Raw genomic sequence first — 15,161 nt, forward strand, 5'->3', positions numbered from 1 at the left:
GGTGGCCCGTCGGCCGCGGACCGGCCGTGCGCCGGCCGGGACGTCAGCCGGCCGGGACGCGGACCTCGTCCCGGATGTCGTTCACGCGGTCCGCCCACGCCTCCAGGTCCACCTTCTTCGGGTCGACCCCGTAGGTGTCGATCGCGTCCTTGGCGACGTAGGCGGCGGTGCCCGGGTCGCTCCAGGCGCAGACGGGGATCGTCAGCTTCCGGCCCGCCTGCGACTTGACCAGTACCTCGCAGGTCAGCGGGTCGCCACCGGTGGGGGTGATGTCGCGGCGCTTGACGGCCACCGACATCGCCGAGCCCGACTCCATGCCGTCCATCATCTGGTTCTTGGACATCTCGGGGTTGCCGTAGTCCTCGCCGGTGGCGGCTCCGTACAGCAGCCGGGAGCTGCCGGAGGGGTTGGCGTAGGAGCCCAGGTGGGCCTCCTCGCCCGGCTGTCCGGGGTCGACCGAGTCGCTGAGGTCCTTCTTGAGACGGTACTGGCCGTCATCCAGCGTCTTGGGGAACTTCAGCTCGTAGGTGGTCTCCGACGGGCTCGGTGTCGGCTCCTGGGAGGAGGAGTCGTCGGTGGGCTCCTCGGAGGCCGACTCGGACTTCTCGGGCTTCACCTTGTCGTCGGCGGCGTCGTCCTTGTCGTCGGAACCACCCGAGAGCACCAGCAGCGTGCCCGCGACGGCCAGGGCGACCACCAGCACGGCGGCCACGACGATGCCGACGACCTTGTTGCTGCGGTTCGGCGGGGGCGGCGGGGGGCTTCCGTAGGGTGCGGGGAAGCCGGGCTGGGCGGGCTGGCCGGGCTGGCCGAAGCCGCCCGGAGCACCGGGTCCGCCGGGGGCACCCGGAGGCCCGCCGAAACCGCCGCCCTGCGGCTGTCCGTAGGCACCGGTCTGCGGCTGACCGTGGGCACCGCCCTGGGGCTGCCCCGGGCCGCCGACCTGCGGCTGCCCGTAGCCGCCGTCCTGGGGCCGCCCGTAGCCGCCGTCCTGGGGCTGTCCGGGACCGCCGTTTGGGGGCTGTCCGTAGCCTCCCGCGGACGGGGGGCCGAAGCCACCGCCGTCCTGGGGCTGGTTCGGCGGCTGCGGGGGTGTCGTCATCCCGTGTCCCTCCCTGCGAGGGAGGCGTACCCCGTCCCCCGACCGTGCTCGTGCCCGACGCTCGGTTCACGGTACCGCCGTCTTGGCCAAAGCATGACTTCGGGGATACCGGTTCAGCGGGGGTAGAGCGTGTCGATCTCGGTGGCGAAGTCCCGCACGATCGCCGCCCGCCGCAGCTTCATGGACGGGGTCAGATGCCCTTCTTCCTCGGTGAAGTCGTGCGGCAGCACGACGAACCTGCGGATCGACTCGGCCCGCGACACCAGCGAGTTGGCCTCGTCCACGGCCTGCTGGAGATTGCGCAGCAGGTCCCCGTCCACGGCCAGCTCGGCCATGCTCGACCGCTCCTTGCGGTGCATCCGGCACCAGTGCGCGAGCCCGTCCGGCTCCAGCGTCACCAGCGCCGTCACATACGGCCGGTTGTCGCCGATCACCAGGCACTGGCTGACCAGCGGATGCGCTCGCAGCCAGTCCTCCAGCGGGGCCGGGGCCAGATTCTTGCCCGCCGAGGTGATGATGAGGTCCTTCTTGCGCCCGATGATGCTCAGATACCCCTCCGAGTCGAGCGCTCCCAGGTCGCCGGTGGGCAGCCACCCCTCCGCGTCCCGGTGCGGGAGCACACTCCCGGTACGCGCTTCCCAGTAGCCGCCGAACACGTGGTCGCCCTTGATCAGCACCTCGCCGTCGTCCGCGATCCGCAGCGCCGTGCCCGGAACCGGCCAGCCCACCGTGCCCAGCCGGGGTTTGAGCGGCGGTGTGGCGGTCGTCGCCGCGGCCGTCTCGGTCAGCCCGTACCCCTCGTAGACGGTGACGCCCGCGCCCTCGAAGAACGCCGCGAGCCGGTGCCCGAGCGGGGAGCCGCCGCAGATGACGTACCGGCACCGGCCGCCCAGCGCCGAGCGGATCCGGCGGTAGATCAACGTGTCGTACAGTCCGCGCGCGGCCCGCAGCCCGAACCCGGGGCCGCCGCCGAAGCCGTGCTCCTGGGCCTCGACAGCCTCCCCGTACCGCTGCGCGATCCGCGCCCCGCGGTCGAACGAGGAGGCCCGCCCCATCCGCTCCGCCGTCGCCCGGCCGGTGTTGTAGATCTTCTCCAGCACGTACGGGATGCCCAGCAGGAACGTCGGTGCGAAGCTCGCCAGATCCGGAAGCAGGTCCTCGGTCTTCAGGCTCGGCGCGTGCCCGAGCCGCACCCGCGCCCGCAGGCAGCCGATGGCCACCATCCTGCCGAACACGTGCGACAGCGGCAGGAACAACAGCGTCGAGGCCGGTTCCGACCCCTCACCGCGGAAGACCGGATACAGCAGCTCGATCGCGTTGTCGACCTCGGCGAAGAAGTTCCCGTGCGTCAGCACGCAGCCCTTGGGCGGGCCGGTCGTACCCGAGGTGTAGATGAACGTCGCGATGCTCTGCGGCCCCAGCTGCGCCCGGCGCTCCGCGACCAGTTGGTCCGGCAGCTCCCGGCCCGCGTCCACCACATGGCCCACCGCGCCGGAACTGAACTGCCACAGATGCTCCAGGCCCGGCAGGTTGCCGCGCTCGGCGCTGAGCATCCGGGTCTGCTCGACGTCCTCCACGAAGCAGGCCCGCGCCTGCGAGTCCTGCAGGATGTGCCGCGCCTGCAGGGCCGAGGAGGTGGGGTAGACCGGCACCGTGACCAGGCCGGCCGCCCAGGCGGCGAAGTCCGTGAGGGTCCACTCGTAGGTGGTGCGGGCCATGATGGCCAGCCGGTCGCCCGGTCGCAGGCCCAGCGCGATCAGGCCCTTGGCCATCGCCAGTACCTCGGCGGCGAGTTCGCGGGCCGTCATGTCCTGCCAGGTGCCGTCCCGGGCCTTGCGGCTGAGCACGGGCTCCTCGGGGGCCTCGGCGGCGTTGGTGAAGGGGATGTCGGCCAGCGAGCCGGCGGTCACCCGCGGCGCCAGCGGCGGAACGGAGACCTCGCGGACCCTGCCGTCCTCCACCTTCTTGTGCGGTTCGACCAGTTGCACCGGTTGCATGGTGACGGCTCCTTCCTCGCATGTGCGGAGAGTTCCGTCCTCGCCCAGCGCCCAGCGCCTGACGCGGCAGTAACCTTACCGGGAAGTAAATTTACGGGAGCGGGACGAGTTCAGGGAATGCCCGCGCGCCACCTTCATCGGACACACACAGGACCGGCCCTCGACCTTGCCAAGGGCGCCCCCACCGCCCGGCCGTCCGGCCCCCGCCGCGCCCTCGCACACGGCACGTGGGTCTTCACCCGCTGCCTGGACGGAAGGGCATCCCGAGGTAGCTGTGCGCGTCCGCAGCATGCTCGACCGTAGGCACAGAAACGCCCCCCGCACCGGCGCTGCCGGGGCGGGGGGCTTCTGTCGTTGCCCTACCGGTCGAGCCGGCGGTCAGCGACGCCCGCCACGAAGGTGGCCCACTGCTGAGCGCCGAAGGTGAGAACCGGTCCGCCAGTGCACTTGCTGTCCCGAGCGGCTACCCCATCGGTGGTGGGCGCCAGCTCGACGCATGCGCTTTGCCCGTTGCTGTAACTGGACTTGCGCCAGGCCAGAGTGTCAGTGGTGTTCATATTGCTCCGCAACCTCCATCAAGAGGCGCCGTGTTGCCTCTTCGGTGAGTGAACGTTTCCAGATGTCCTCGAACGCCGTGTCGTAGCGAGCGACCTCGTCGGGCTTGTCGAGATACAGGTCTCCTGTGAAGCCGTCCGCGTAGACGGTCGGCGGCTCTGTGTCGGTGCCGTCGCCTGTCTGAGGGAACCGCAAAATCCCGAACTGCCCGGACATGACGCCACGGTGCAGACCAGCGCTGAACGGGACTACTCGGAGTGTGACAGTCGGCAGCTCGGAGGCGTGCAACAGGTGGCGGAGCTGCCCCGCCATTTGGTGATGCCCGCCTACGGGGCGCCGTACTACTGCCTCGTTGAGAACGATGCGCAGTGTCGGGGCTGCCGAGCGGCGTGTCAGCAAGGCTTGCCGCGCGATCCGCAGGTTCACACGGCGGGTGATCTCCTCCTCGTCATCGTCGGGGTTGTCCGTGCTGATGATCATGCGGGCGTAGTCCTCGGTCTGCAGGAGTCCGGGTACGAGTTCGCTCTCATACCAGTCGATGCGGGCGGCGGCTTCCTCCAGACCGATGAAGATGTCGAAGCGTTCCGGGATCACGTCGCCGTAGCTGTGCCACCACCCGCGCGCCTTGGTCTCTTTCGCGAGCCCCATGAGCGCCTTGGTGATGTCGGGCGAGGCGCCGTACACCCTGCACATCGTCTCAGCGTCGTGGCTGCGGAGTGATGTCTGGCCGGTCTCGATCCGCCACATCTTCGCTTCGGACCACTCCAGCTCATGTGCGGCGGCGCGCACTGTGAACCTCGCTTGGTTCCTCAGATCGCGGAGGTACCGCCCCAGTTGCCGCCGCGGCACCGTGCTGCCTGTTGACCTCTCCGGCATCCCGCACCCTCCCTGAGTTCATTATGAAGGACTTCCGACACCACAAATGAAAGCGTCAACGCGTTCCATTCGCAATGCATGTCACCTATTTGGGGCCGCTTTCTGAATTTCCGCAGTGAAGTCTTGCAGATTCACAGTTCAGGGGAGCACCCTTGTGGCTCGGCCGCAGCAACTCCGCGCCGCACAGGCGCTTTTGGGCTGCGGCTACGTGTGGCGTCGGTCATCCGGCCGCCCGCGAGACCTCGCAACGAACCTGCGGAGAGGTATCTCTGTGAGCTACCGCATCGGCGTTTACGTCATCGACCGACGCACGGGCCGCCTCGGCCGCGTCATGGGGCAGGACGGGCCCCACCTCCTACTGCGGCCCCCGCGCGGCGGCACCGAATGGGACTGCCCGCCCGCTGCGGCACGGCTCGCCACCCAGGCCGAGTGCCACGACGCAGGTATCACCGCCAACGGCACCCCGCACGCACTCCGCCATGGCACCCGCTCGTGAGGCGCGGCACGCTCACCGTCCAGCCCGGACGGTGCGCCTACTGCGAGACCGACCGGGACGAGACGGTTCAGGTCGCCGTCATCGAGTGCGGCTCCGGCCCCCCTCACGGACTGCGCATGTGTCTCGCGCACGCAAGTCAGTACGCCGTCACCCGCCACGCCCCACCGCACCTCGCCGACGAGTTGGCGCACCTCTGGCGCACACGGGAAGAGCAGACCGAATGATCCGCAGCATCCGCCACCGCGTGATGACCACCTGCGGAATCGCCGGGCCGTTCCTGCTGCTCGCGATCGGCTTCGGCACCGGCTTCACCATCGCCGCCGCCCTCAGCAGCACCTCATGACTCCGTGGGACCGTGCGGGCTTCATGCGCGCCCGCCGGGGCACGGACTACCCCGACGACGTGCGCGACCTGCTCGGCAAGGCCGCAGAACACGGCGGCGACGAGGTGACCCGCGGGCCGTATCCGGTCATCGACGTGGCGAACGCGTGGGACCTCGACTCCATGCTCAGCCTCACCACCCCCGGGATCGAGCACGAGTTCCGCCGGGAGGGCGAACGGCGTACCGCCCTGATGGCGCACCCCGACGGTTCCTGGGCCCGGGCGTCCGCCCTCGGCGACGACCGGCCCACCGTGCACCAAGGCGGGCCCCACCGCCTGTGGGACGCACTCGACGAATGCCGCTCCTACTGGCTCACGCACGGCGAACTGCCCGTGCGCGGCGCCCGGGCGTTCATCCGGCCGGACGGGACCACGATCCTCGCCCGCGGGACGTGGCACATCAAACTGACCTGACAGCGTCAGCGCCCGGCGCCCCCGGCATCTGCCGGGGGCGCTGCTGTTGCCGCTGCCTCTGGTGGTCATGCCCCTTTCGATGCAGTGACGTGTGACAGCGGCAGGAACGGCAGCGTCGAGACCGGTTCCGACTGCTCACCACGGAAGACCGGATGCAGCAGCTCGACCGCGTTGTCGACCGGCCCTCGGCCCCGCACGGCGCGTCTCACGGGCCGTGCGGGCCTCGGGCCACCACGGAACCGGAGCTGACGCCGGGCGCCCATCGGGCGCCCTTCATCAGGTTCTCCAGCCCGGCCCAGCAGAAGTTCATCAGCGTCGCGGCGGTCTCGTTCGCCGAGGGGGCGTCCGGCGGCGGTTCGGCGGCGGTCAGGCCGGTCCGGCTGCGCGAGTCGGCCCACTCGGCGAGCGACTCGGCGGCGCCCACCAGCGCGTGCGCCAGCCCGGAGACCTCCCGTTCGGCCAGCTTCCCGGCGCAGCCCGCGTCCCGCGCCGCCTGCCCCAGCAGGGCCGTGACGATCACGACGACCTCGATCCGCATGGTGTCGACCTCGCGGGAGAAGGGCTCACCCCGGGTGCGGGCCCGGTAGAGCACGGCGACCCCGTCCGGACGCGCCGCGGTGTGCGCGAAGAACGCCGTGAGTCCGTTCCACAGCTGCTGGTCGGCGGAGAGCCCGCGCTGTCGGGTGCCCTCCCGTACGGCCGCCACGAGCGCGGCGACCTCACGCCGGATGCAGGCCGTGAACAGCTCTTCCTTGGATTTGAGGTACAGGTAGACCAGCGGCTTGGAGACACCGGCCGCCTCGGCGATGTCGTCCATGGAGGCGGCCTGGTATCCGTGCCGCGCGAACGCCGCGACCGCGGCGTCCAGCATCTGCCTCTCCCTCACCTCGCGCGGCATGCGCTTCTGCCCCACGCGCTTCCATCCCTTCACCCCGTATGCCCCGTGACCCCCCTCGCCGGCCCGGCGACGCCACCCCGACAGCGCGCACGTTCCCCCGCCAACTCCGGCTCCCGGCAAGCCTACGCGCCCCCGGCGGCGGAGCCGGGGGCGCGCGGAAGGAGGGCGGACGCGGGGAAGAGTTCAGGTCAGCTCACGGTGGCCGGTTCCCGCTGACCCGGCACCCGGGCCTCGGCGCCGCTGTCGGCCTCCTCGACGGAGAAGCTGCGCGCCGCGGCGAACGCCTCCCGGTCCAGGATCTTCTCCCTGGCCGAGACGAGGACCGGGATGACGGCCTGGCCCGCGACGTTGGTCGCCGTGCGCATCATGTCCAGGATCGGGTCGATGGCCAGCAGCAGCCCGACGCCCTCCAGCGGGAGGCCGAGGGTGGAGAGGGTGAGGGTCAGCATCACGGTCGCGCCGGTGAGGCCCGCGGTGGCGGCCGAACCGATGACCGAGACGAAGACGATCAGCAGGTACTCCTTGATGCCCATGTCGACGTGGAAGAACTCGCCCACGAAGATCGCCGCGATCGCCGGGTAGATGGAGGCGCAGCCGTCCATCTTGGTCGTCGAGCCGAACGGCACCGCGAAGGACGCGTACTCCTTGGGCACACCGAGCCGCTCGGTCACCTTCTGGGTGAGCGGCATGGTGCCGACCGAGGAGCGGGAGACGAACGCGAGCTGGATGGCGGGCCAGGCGCCCCGGAAGAACTGCAGCGGGTTGACCTTGGCGACGGTGGAGAGCAGCAGCGGGTAGACGCCGAAGAGCACCAGCGCGCAGCCGACGTAGATGTCCGCGGTGAACGTCGCGTAGCTGCCGATCAGGTCCCAGCCGTAGTCCTTGATGGCGGTGCCGATCAGGCCGATGGTGCCGATCGGGGCCAGCCGGATGATCCACCACAGCGCCTTCTGGAGCAGCGTCAGCACGGATTCGCCGAGGTCGAGGATGGGTTCGGCCTTCTCGCCCAGCTTGAGCGCGGCGATACCGACGACGACCGCCATGAAGACGATCTGGAGCACCTTCAGTTCGGTGAACGGCGTGATCACGTCGGTCGGGATGATCCCGGTGAGGAAGTCCAGCCAGGACCCCTGGGTGTCCGGCTTGGCGGCGTCCGCGGCCGAGAGGCCGGTACCGGAGCCCGGGTTGGTGACCAGGCCGATGGCCAGCCCGATCGCCACGGCGATCAGCGAGGTCGCCATGAACCAGAGCAGGGTGCGGGTGGCCAGCCGCGCCGCGTTGTGCACGTTGCGCAGGTTGGTGATCGAGATGGTGATCGCGAAGAACACGAGCGGCGCGACGGCCAGCTTCAGCAGCTGGACGAAGATCTCACCGATCTTGGTGAGGGTGGTGCCGAGCCAGGCCACGTCCCAGTTGCGGGCGGCCCAGCCCAGGACCACGCCGAGGACGAGGCCGAGCAGGATCTGGGCCCAGAACGGCACCTTGGGTATGCGCGCGGTGCGTTCGGGCGGGGTGGCGTCGGCGGAGGCGGCCGACGACGAGGACGACGAAGGCGACGGGGACGACGGGGACGACGAGGTCACGGACAGACTCCGGGGGCGTCAGGAAGCGGACTCTTGGAAGCGGACTCTGGGAAAGGGCATCGCGCGCGGAGGTGCGCAGGGCGATGCGGTCGCGGGACTGTGCGGTCGCGCCGGAGTATGGTCCGGCCGCGCTGTCAGCGACAGGTCGCCGACATGCAGCGGCAGAGATCGACATGCAGCCGCGCCACGAGCGCCGGGCCGGGGCGGCCCAGGAGCGCGTCGGAAGTGGTGGCTGCGTTCGTCATGGCCGTCACGCTAACACTCCGTCTTTGGCTTACCCAAAGCATTGCTTTGGGGGGCAGGTACGGAAAAGCTCAACGCCCCACCGGGGAAAGGTCATTCCCGGTGGGGCGCCGACAGCGATGTGAGGAGGGTTACAGAGCCGCTCGGCCCGTCACGCCGAGCCCGTCCTCGGCTCTGCCTGCGATGACGCCTTCGACGACGCCTGTGACGGCGTCGCCTGCGGCTCGTCCTCCTGACTCTGGTTGGCCGCCAACCGCTCCTTGGCCCGGCTCACGCCGTGGACGACCTGCTCGGACATCGCGGCCCGCTGGTTGCGCAGCAGCACATAGCTGAGCGGCGCCGAGACGACGAGCGCCAGGAGCACCACCCAGATCGGGTTCGAGTCACCGACTCCGGAGGGGATGACGCCGAAGTGCGTCAGCAGTCCGACGACGACCAGGCAGCCGACGAAGATGCCGAGCCGCATGGTGGTGTAGCGGAGCGTCGCGTGCGAAGTGCTGCTGCTCACGTGGGTTCTCCATGCTTTCGGGCGATTCGCGGTTCCTCACCAGTCAAGCACAGGCCACGAGGCGATCTTCGTCACCCCCGGAGACGGGCGCCACCGGTCGCACGGCCTCGCCGCCCGGCCGCGTCTCACACCCGCATGGGCTGCGGCGTCTCGCGGCGCTGCGGGTCCGGGCCCGGGAAACTGCGCAGCTCCCGGTGGCGCGCGTCGCGCTGGACGGGGCGGAAGCCCGTGTCGGTGATCAGGTCCAACAGGTCCTCGCGGGTGAGCGCGTCGCCCTCTCCTTCGCTGTGTCCTCCGCCCTGCGCCTGCTCGCCGTCCACCACCGGGCCGGCCATCTCGTCCGCACCGTGCTGGAGCGCCAGCTGCGCCGTCTGCACGCTGTGCAGCGCCCAGTCGACCGCCACGTGCGGCACGTTGTCCAGCAGCAGCCGGGAGACCGCGAACGTCGTGAGGATCTCCGCGCCGGTCGCGCTCTGCGGCACGTCGCGGCGCAGCGGCAGGAAGACCTGGCAGCCGCCGGTCTCGTCCTGCAGTTCACGCAGCCGCAGCAGCCGGTCGACGAAGTCCGCGCGCTCGGCGGCGCCCGCGACCGACCCGTAGCGCAGCGTGCAGGGAGCCGCGAGCCCCTTGCCGTGCGCGAGCCGCAGCACCCGCGCCCGCTCCTCCCAGGACAGCTCCGCCTCCGCGGCCGTCTCCACCGGGCCCTCGGCGCACAGCCCGTCCGAACCGGCCTCCGCCAGCGCGTCCAGCACCCCGGAGGCACCGTCCGCATGCTCGGCCCCGAAGCCGGCGATGTCGGCGGCGGTGCACGCGGTGAGCGCCACCTCGGCGGGCAGCGCGTCCCGCAGCGCGCGCACCGCACCCGGAAGGCCGCTCCAGCCGGCCGCGCCGGTGGTCAGCCGCAGCTCGGTGACGCCCTCGGCGGCCCACCGGGTGGCCCGGCCGATGGCCTCGCCGGTGTCCGCCGTCAGCTCCAGCGACCGGTGGACGGCGAACCGGGCGGTGTCACCGCTGTGCCGCGTCCGCACCTGGTGCGCGAGGCCGCCGAGCCAGGCCAGGTCGTCGCAGTCGTACAGGGCGATGCCGTCCGCCCGGCTCAACCGCTCGCCGGAGCGGACCTTCCGCTCGATGTCCGCCGCGTCCATTCCTCGCGCCACCTGCCCGCCTCGGTCCGTGTCCGTCATGATTCGCACGTCCGGCCCGACACTACGCCAGGGCCCGCCCGCCGCTACTCCTCGGGCAGCTCACCGACCCGGTTCTCCCACTTGGTCGACAGCACGATCGTCGTCCGCGTCCGCGAGACGCCCTTGGTGCCCGACAGCCGGCGGATGGTGCGCTCCAGGCCGTCCACGTCACCGGCCCGCACCTTGAGCATGTAGGAGTCGTCGCCCGCGATGAACCAGCAGTCCTCCACCTCCTGGAGGTCCCGCAGCCGGGTGGCCACCTCCTCGTGGTCGGTGGCATCGGAGAGCTGGATACCGATCAGCGCCGTCACCCCCAGCCCCAAGGAGGAGGCGTCGACCGTCGCGCGGTACCCGGTGATCACCCCGGCGGCCTCCAGCCGGTTGATCCGGTCGGTGACACTCGGCCCCGACAGACCCACCAGCCGCCCCAGTTCGGCGTAGGAGGCTCTGCCGTTCTCCCGCAGCGCCTGGATGAGCTGCCTGTCCACCGCGTCCATGGATGCCGCTGCCTCCTGTATGTAGTAGTCCGGAGAACGAATCTAAGGCATCGGGCCCGTACCGCCCGGGCCGGTACCTCCCGCATCCCGGTCGCTGCCGCCCGCTCCGCCCCCCAGGTGCCCCTCCCAGCGCCGGTAGAGCTTGTGCTCCACCCCGGCCGCGTCCAGCACCCGCCCCGCGACGAAGTCGACCAGGTCCTGGATGTGCCGGGCCCCCGCGTAGAAGGCCGGGGACGCGGGCAGCACCACCGCTCCCGCCTCGTCCAGCGTCACCAGATGGCGCAGCGTCTGACCGTTCAGCGGCGTCTCCCGTACGGCGACGACCAGCGGACGGCGCTCCTTGAGCGTCACGCTGGCCGCGCGCTGCAGCAGGTCCTTGGAGAGCCCCAGCGCCACCCCCGCGACGCATGCGGTGCTCGCCGGCACCACCAGCATGCCCCGCACCGGGTACGAGCCGGACGAGGGCCCGGCGGCCAGGTCGCCCGGGGACCAGTGCCGCACCCGGGCGGGGTCCGTCGCGAACGCGTCCGGGCTGCCGTCGGCGCCCCGGTCCAGCCAGCGGCGCAGGTCGTCCTGCGCATGGGCGTCGCGGAAGGGGTGCCCCGTCTCGTCGAGGATCGTCAGCCGGGAGGCGCGGCTGACGACGAGGTCGACGTCCTCACCCGCCTCCAGCAGCGCCCGGACGACCGCCGCCGCATAGGGCGTTCCGGACGCCCCGGAGACGCCCACCACCCAGGGGACCCGTGCCATGTCACTCACGTCCCCGACCCTACGTCCCGGCTCGCGGGCTCCGGCGGGGACGCGAGGACGCGTACGCTCTGCGTCATGCGTGTCTCCCGTCCAAGCCACACCACAGCGGCAGCACTCTGCGCGTCCGTACTGGCCGTCGCCGTCGCCGGCTGCTCCATGGCCGAGAAGGTGACCACGGGACTCAAGGTCAAGCACGCCTTCGAGAAGCTGGGCGAGCAGCCCGCCGCCTCGGTGCTGGTGTCGGTGGACGGCAGCCGCGCCGACGCCCAGAAGTTCCTGCGGGCCGCGGGCGGCAAGGGCTCGCTCCGGCGGCAGGCCCGGCTGCTGACCCGCGGCGAACTCACCTTCGCCGTCGGCTCGGACCGCGAGGAGACCCCGCTCAAGGAGCTGAACCGCTCCGAGCGGCTGCGCTTCGCGGCGGCCGTCAACTTCGGCGGCAAGGACGTGCTGGCCGCCAAGTCGGTGGAGGAGAAGCTCTACGTCCGGATGAACCTGCGCTCCCTGGTGGCGCAGACCGGCGGCTCCGAGGAGGACCGGCACCGGGCCCGCCGCATCGTCTCGCTGGCCAAGGACCTGCCCGTGACGCTGCGTTCGGCCAAGGACGCGCTCAAGGGCAGGTGGGTGGAGGTCGACCCGGAGTCCTTCGACGACTTCGCACGCGCCGCGCAGGAGATCACCGCGGAGGAGAAGCGCGACGAGCGCCGGGCGGGGAAGCGGGGCGAGGCGGAGCAGCACGGCACCCCGGACTCCCGGCAGACCGACGAGACCAGCAAGCGGCTGGGCCGCGCGACGGCCGCCGGGCGCGCGCTCAACGGCGAGTCCGAGCGCGAGTTCCTGCGCGGCCTGGAGAAGACGCTGGGCGAGCACGCCCGCTTCCGCACGGCGGGCGAGTACGGCGGTGCCGAGCATGTGACGGTCTCCATGCCCGCGCGCCGGGCGGCGCCGGACCTGTCGCGGGCGCTGGCGGCCCTGGGCGCCCGGCTCGACCCGGAGAAGGTCCCGGACAAGACCGTCAGTGCCGATCTGCAGATCCGGCGCGGCCAGCTCACCGGGCTCACGCTCGACCTGGAGCAGTTCCTCGGCGGGAAGCAGGCGCGCGAGGTGCACCTCCCGCTGCGGATGGACTTCGGCAGCGGCGACGCCGTCACCGTGCGGGCCCCGGACGGGGTGCGCGAGCTGGAGCCGCAGGACCTGCTGGCCGCCGTGATGTACGGCGCTCTGGGCACGGGCGGCATCTGAGGCCATCCTGGGAGGCCGAGGCCGGAAACGGGGGGCCGGGAACGGGACCGGGAACGGGACCGTCCCGGACCGGGCCGGTCGGCGAGCCGGGAACCGCCGACACGCCCTGGGCCGTTGTACAGCGTGACGGGACACGGACGAGGTTGTGCGGGGGAACGCTCCTCGTGAAGGAGGCGGGCATGGCGAAGGGCTCGGACGGCTCCGGCGGCGCCAGAGCGATGGCGGCCGGCAAGCTGATCGTCGCCTGGGTGGCGCTGCTGTGGGTGCTGGAGGCCGTGGACCAGGCGTCGGGCAACGCGCTGGACACGTTCGGGATCCAGCCGCGGCGCGTCGGGGAGCTGGTGGACGTCGTCCCCAGCGCCTTCATGCACTTCGGTTTCGAGCATCTGATGGCCAACACACTGCCGCTGCTGGTGCTGGGCTTCCTCGCGGCGCTGCGCGGGGTGGGGCGCTTCCTCGCCGTCGCCGCGATCATCGTCGTGGTGAGCGGTCTGGGCGTCTGGCTGATCGCTCCGGCGGGCAGCAACACCGCGGGCGCCTCCGGGCTGATCTTCGGCCTCTTCGGCTATCTGGTCGCCCGCGGCTTCGTGGACCGCCGCATCACCGACGTGGCGCTGGGCACGGTCGTCGCCGTCTTCTACGGCTCCCTGCTGTGGGGCGTCCTGCCCACCGACTCCGGCATCTCCTGGCAGGGTCACCTCTTCGGCCTGATCGGCGGCGTCCTCGCCGCCCGCCTCACCGCCGAGCCCCGCGCCCTGGGCGAGGCCAAGCCCGCCTGGCACTGAGACCCCGGCCGGGACCGGGGGCGCGTCAGACGCCGGGGTGCTGGGTGCGGGTCTCCCGGTCGACGGGCAGCTCGTCCGTCTCGATCCGCACCTCGCCGATCTCCAGGGCCAGCTCGACGGGCTTGCCGTACGGGATCACGTCCCGGCCCCGGTAGCCGTCCGGGCCCGGGTGCCACAGGGTGGTGCACTCGGCGCGGTACGGATCGAAGATCAGGTACCGGGCGATCCCGCGCTGCGCGTACAGCCTGTCCTTGACCACGTAGTCGTGCCGGACGCTGCTGGGCGAGACGACCTCCACGGCCAGCTCGATCAGGTCCGGCGGGTACGCGCTGAGGTTGCGGTCCGCCTCCGCCCGCGGGACCAGCGCGATGTCGGGGCACAGCTCGTCGGCGTCGGAGAAGACGAAGGCGACGTCCGAGATGCAGGCCCACTCCGTTCCGAGCTGCGCCACCAGCATGTTCTCCAGCAGCCGGATCGTCTCACCGTGGAACGGCCTGACCGGGCGCAGCACGATGGCGCCCCCCACGATCTCCGACCGGAAGCCAGGGAACTGGTCCTCCAGCCGGCTGAGCTGCGAGTGCAGGCGGTCGGTCTCCGAGATCGGCACGACGCTCTCCCTTCCCTGCTCCCGACGGTAGAGGGGCAGGGTAGTCAGAGGCCCAGCCCGCGCACCGCCAGATCCAGCAGGGCACACCCGAACAGGGCGATCCCGATGAAACTGTTGACCTGGAAGAAGGCGCGGTTGAGGCGGGAGAGGTCGCGGGGGCGCACGAGGGTGTGCTCGTAGACGAAGGCACCCGCGACGATCACCAGGCCCAGCCAGAAGAACACGCCCGCGTGGGTGAGCAGCCCGAAGGCGACCAGCAGGCCGACGGTGACCAGATGTGCGGCGCGGGTGGCGTGCAGCGCGGCCGCGGTGCCGAACCGCGCCGGCACGGACCGCACCCCGTTGGCGCGGTCGGCCGTCACGTCCTGGCAGGCGTAGATCAGGTCGAAGCCCCCGATCCAGATGCCCACGGCCAGCCCGAGCACCGCGGCCTCCCACGACCAGGCGCCGGTGACCGCGATCCACGCGCCGATGGGCCCGATGGCCTGGGCGATCCCGAGGATGGCGTGCGGGTAGTCGGTGAAGCGCTTCCCGTACGGATAGACCACCATCGGCAGCACGGCGAGCGGCGCCAGGGCCAGACACAGCGGGTTCAGCAGCGCTGCCGCGCCCAGGAAGACCGCGAGCGCCACCACGGCGCCCGTCCAGGCCGTCCGGACCGAGACCGCACCGGTGACCAGTTCCCGGCCGGCGGTGCGCGGGTTGCGGGCGTCGATCTCGCGGTCGATGATCCGGTTGGCGGCCATCGCGAACGTCCGCATCCCCACCATGGCGACGGTCACCAGGAACAGCTGCCACCAGTGGATGCTGCGGCTCTCGCGGAACATCGCGGAGAGCGCGGCGATGTAGGCGAACGGCAGCGCGAAGACCGAGTGCTCGATGACGACGAGCCGCAGGAAGGCCCGCACGCGGCCGACATCGGCCCCCGGCCCCGGTCCGAGTACGCCCTCAGCCGTGCTGCTCACAACATCCCCTCGCTCGCTCCCGCGGCCGCCCGCCACCGGGCCGGCCGCACCGTCCGCGGCCGGGCCGCCGCGTGCCCTTCC

The 15,161-nt window shown here is 71.5% G+C and carries 18 protein-coding genes; 6 read left to right on the plus strand and 12 right to left on the minus strand.

The window, feature by feature from the left end; genetic code table 11:
- Nucleotides 1-43 precede the first annotated feature (43 nt).
- From ACFYNS_RS20250 to ACFYNS_RS20265, 4 genes are all read right to left on the minus strand, one after another.
- A complete protein-coding gene (locus ACFYNS_RS20250; RefSeq protein ID WP_388604278.1) occupies nucleotides 44-1,102 on the minus strand; it encodes a hypothetical protein in 1,059 nt (352 codons plus the stop codon).
- Between the two features lie 113 nt (nucleotides 1,103-1,215).
- Nucleotides 1,216-3,099, minus strand: coding sequence for an AMP-dependent synthetase/ligase (locus ACFYNS_RS20255; RefSeq protein WP_360290750.1), 1,884 nt, complete (start codon nucleotides 3,097-3,099; stop codon nucleotides 1,216-1,218).
- A gap of 359 nt (nucleotides 3,100-3,458) precedes the next feature.
- Nucleotides 3,459-3,656, minus strand: a complete 198-nt coding sequence (locus tag ACFYNS_RS20260; RefSeq protein WP_360290753.1) for a DUF397 domain-containing protein — start codon at nucleotides 3,654-3,656, stop codon at nucleotides 3,459-3,461.
- Nucleotides 3,643-4,530: a helix-turn-helix transcriptional regulator gene (locus ACFYNS_RS20265; RefSeq protein WP_360290755.1), complete on the minus strand. Its 888-nt coding sequence runs from the start codon at nucleotides 4,528-4,530 to the stop codon at nucleotides 3,643-3,645. Before ACFYNS_RS20265 ends, ACFYNS_RS20260 begins: the two co-directional genes overlap by 14 nt.
- Nucleotides 4,531-4,801: 271 nt before the next feature.
- Here ACFYNS_RS20265 and ACFYNS_RS20270 point away from each other — a divergent pair, with 271 nt between their 5' ends.
- From ACFYNS_RS20270 to ACFYNS_RS20285, 4 genes are read left to right on the plus strand one after another with little or no spacing between them, the layout of a single operon-like run.
- Nucleotides 4,802-5,026, plus strand: coding sequence for a hypothetical protein (locus tag ACFYNS_RS20270; RefSeq protein ID WP_360290852.1), 225 nt, complete (start codon nucleotides 4,802-4,804; stop codon nucleotides 5,024-5,026).
- Entirely contained in the window at nucleotides 5,023-5,250 is a 228-nt protein-coding gene (locus ACFYNS_RS20275; protein WP_388604280.1) for a hypothetical protein, read from the plus strand. Before ACFYNS_RS20270 ends, ACFYNS_RS20275 begins: the two co-directional genes overlap by 4 nt.
- Nucleotides 5,247-5,369, plus strand: a complete 123-nt coding sequence (locus ACFYNS_RS20280; RefSeq protein WP_360290761.1) for a hypothetical protein — start codon at nucleotides 5,247-5,249, stop codon at nucleotides 5,367-5,369. Before ACFYNS_RS20275 ends, ACFYNS_RS20280 begins: the two co-directional genes overlap by 4 nt.
- A complete protein-coding gene (locus tag ACFYNS_RS20285) occupies nucleotides 5,366-5,821 on the plus strand; it encodes a hypothetical protein (protein WP_360290763.1) in 456 nt (151 codons plus the stop codon). Before ACFYNS_RS20280 ends, ACFYNS_RS20285 begins: the two co-directional genes overlap by 4 nt.
- 205 nt (nucleotides 5,822-6,026) lie before the next feature.
- Here ACFYNS_RS20285 and ACFYNS_RS20290 read toward each other — a convergent pair whose 3' ends face one another.
- From ACFYNS_RS20290 to ACFYNS_RS20315, 6 genes are all read right to left on the minus strand, one after another.
- Complete coding sequence (locus ACFYNS_RS20290) at nucleotides 6,027-6,719, minus strand: TetR/AcrR family transcriptional regulator (RefSeq protein WP_360290840.1); 693 nt, start codon at nucleotides 6,717-6,719, stop codon at nucleotides 6,027-6,029.
- A gap of 188 nt (nucleotides 6,720-6,907) precedes the next feature.
- On the minus strand, nucleotides 6,908-8,302 hold the full coding sequence (locus ACFYNS_RS20295) for a dicarboxylate/amino acid:cation symporter (RefSeq protein ID WP_388604282.1): 1,395 nt from the start codon (nucleotides 8,300-8,302) through the stop codon (nucleotides 6,908-6,910).
- Between the two features lie 394 nt (nucleotides 8,303-8,696).
- The gene (locus tag ACFYNS_RS20300) at nucleotides 8,697-9,053 is read right to left on the minus strand and encodes a DUF4229 domain-containing protein (protein WP_360290768.1); all 357 of its coding nucleotides are present in this window, start codon (nucleotides 9,051-9,053) and stop codon (nucleotides 8,697-8,699) included.
- Nucleotides 9,054-9,178: 125 nt separating this feature from the next.
- A complete protein-coding gene (locus ACFYNS_RS20305) occupies nucleotides 9,179-10,198 on the minus strand; it encodes a radical SAM protein (protein WP_388604306.1) in 1,020 nt (339 codons plus the stop codon).
- Between the two features lie 83 nt (nucleotides 10,199-10,281).
- Nucleotides 10,282-10,734: an Lrp/AsnC family transcriptional regulator gene (locus tag ACFYNS_RS20310; protein ID WP_019354131.1), complete on the minus strand. Its 453-nt coding sequence runs from the start codon at nucleotides 10,732-10,734 to the stop codon at nucleotides 10,282-10,284.
- 42 nt (nucleotides 10,735-10,776) lie between these two features.
- Nucleotides 10,777-11,484, minus strand: a complete 708-nt coding sequence (locus ACFYNS_RS20315; protein WP_388604308.1) for a UbiX family flavin prenyltransferase — start codon at nucleotides 11,482-11,484, stop codon at nucleotides 10,777-10,779.
- A gap of 75 nt (nucleotides 11,485-11,559) precedes the next feature.
- On the opposite strand from ACFYNS_RS20315, the gene ACFYNS_RS20320 reads away from it, so the two are divergent.
- Both ACFYNS_RS20320 and ACFYNS_RS20325 read left to right on the plus strand, forming a co-directional pair.
- Nucleotides 11,560-12,723 carry a hypothetical protein gene (locus tag ACFYNS_RS20320; RefSeq protein WP_360290770.1) on the plus strand — a complete coding sequence of 388 codons (1,164 nt, stop codon included), beginning with the start codon at nucleotides 11,560-11,562 and terminating at the stop codon, nucleotides 12,721-12,723.
- A 179-nt stretch (nucleotides 12,724-12,902) separates the two neighbouring features.
- Nucleotides 12,903-13,508: a rhomboid family intramembrane serine protease gene (locus ACFYNS_RS20325; RefSeq protein WP_360290773.1), complete on the plus strand. Its 606-nt coding sequence runs from the start codon at nucleotides 12,903-12,905 to the stop codon at nucleotides 13,506-13,508.
- A gap of 25 nt (nucleotides 13,509-13,533) precedes the next feature.
- On the opposite strand, the gene ACFYNS_RS20330 is transcribed toward ACFYNS_RS20325, so the two are convergent.
- The gene (locus ACFYNS_RS20330; RefSeq protein ID WP_360290776.1) at nucleotides 13,534-14,115 is read right to left on the minus strand and encodes a Uma2 family endonuclease; all 582 of its coding nucleotides are present in this window, start codon (nucleotides 14,113-14,115) and stop codon (nucleotides 13,534-13,536) included.
- Nucleotides 14,116-14,159: 44 nt separating this feature from the next.
- Entirely contained in the window at nucleotides 14,160-15,080 is a 921-nt protein-coding gene (gene mqnP, locus ACFYNS_RS20335) for a menaquinone biosynthesis prenyltransferase MqnP (RefSeq protein ID WP_366771695.1), read from the minus strand.
- Nucleotides 15,081-15,161 lie beyond the last annotated feature (81 nt).

The organism is Streptomyces sp. NPDC006925, assembly GCF_042869575.1.
Lineage (GTDB): Bacteria > Actinomycetota > Actinomycetes > Streptomycetales > Streptomycetaceae > Streptomyces.

What these genes read in the sequence shown, in the direction of transcription:
- ACFYNS_RS20250 (WP_388604278.1), bottom strand. Translation starts at nt 1,102, where the DNA reads ATGACGACACCCCCGCAGCCGCCGAACCAGCCCCAGGACGGCGGTGGC.
- ACFYNS_RS20255 (WP_360290750.1), bottom strand. Translation starts at nt 3,099, where the DNA reads ATGCAACCGGTGCAACTGGTCGAACCGCACAAGAAGGTGGAGGACGGC.
- ACFYNS_RS20260 (WP_360290753.1), bottom strand. Translation starts at nt 3,656, where the DNA reads ATGAACACCACTGACACTCTGGCCTGGCGCAAGTCCAGTTACAGCAAC.
- ACFYNS_RS20265 (WP_360290755.1), bottom strand. Translation starts at nt 4,530, where the DNA reads ATGCCGGAGAGGTCAACAGGCAGCACGGTGCCGCGGCGGCAACTGGGG.
- ACFYNS_RS20280 (WP_360290761.1), top strand. Translation starts at nt 5,247, where the DNA reads ATGATCCGCAGCATCCGCCACCGCGTGATGACCACCTGCGGAATCGCC.
- ACFYNS_RS20285 (WP_360290763.1), top strand. Translation starts at nt 5,366, where the DNA reads ATGACTCCGTGGGACCGTGCGGGCTTCATGCGCGCCCGCCGGGGCACG.
- ACFYNS_RS20290 (WP_360290840.1), bottom strand. Translation starts at nt 6,719, where the DNA reads ATGCCGCGCGAGGTGAGGGAGAGGCAGATGCTGGACGCCGCGGTCGCG.
- ACFYNS_RS20305 (WP_388604306.1), bottom strand. Translation starts at nt 10,198, where the DNA reads ATGGACGCGGCGGACATCGAGCGGAAGGTCCGCTCCGGCGAGCGGTTG.
- ACFYNS_RS20310 (WP_019354131.1), bottom strand. Translation starts at nt 10,734, where the DNA reads ATGGACGCGGTGGACAGGCAGCTCATCCAGGCGCTGCGGGAGAACGGC.
- ACFYNS_RS20315 (WP_388604308.1), bottom strand. Translation starts at nt 11,484, where the DNA reads ATGGCACGGGTCCCCTGGGTGGTGGGCGTCTCCGGGGCGTCCGGAACG.
- ACFYNS_RS20320 (WP_360290770.1), top strand. Translation starts at nt 11,560, where the DNA reads ATGCGTGTCTCCCGTCCAAGCCACACCACAGCGGCAGCACTCTGCGCG.
- ACFYNS_RS20325 (WP_360290773.1), top strand. Translation starts at nt 12,903, where the DNA reads ATGGCGAAGGGCTCGGACGGCTCCGGCGGCGCCAGAGCGATGGCGGCC.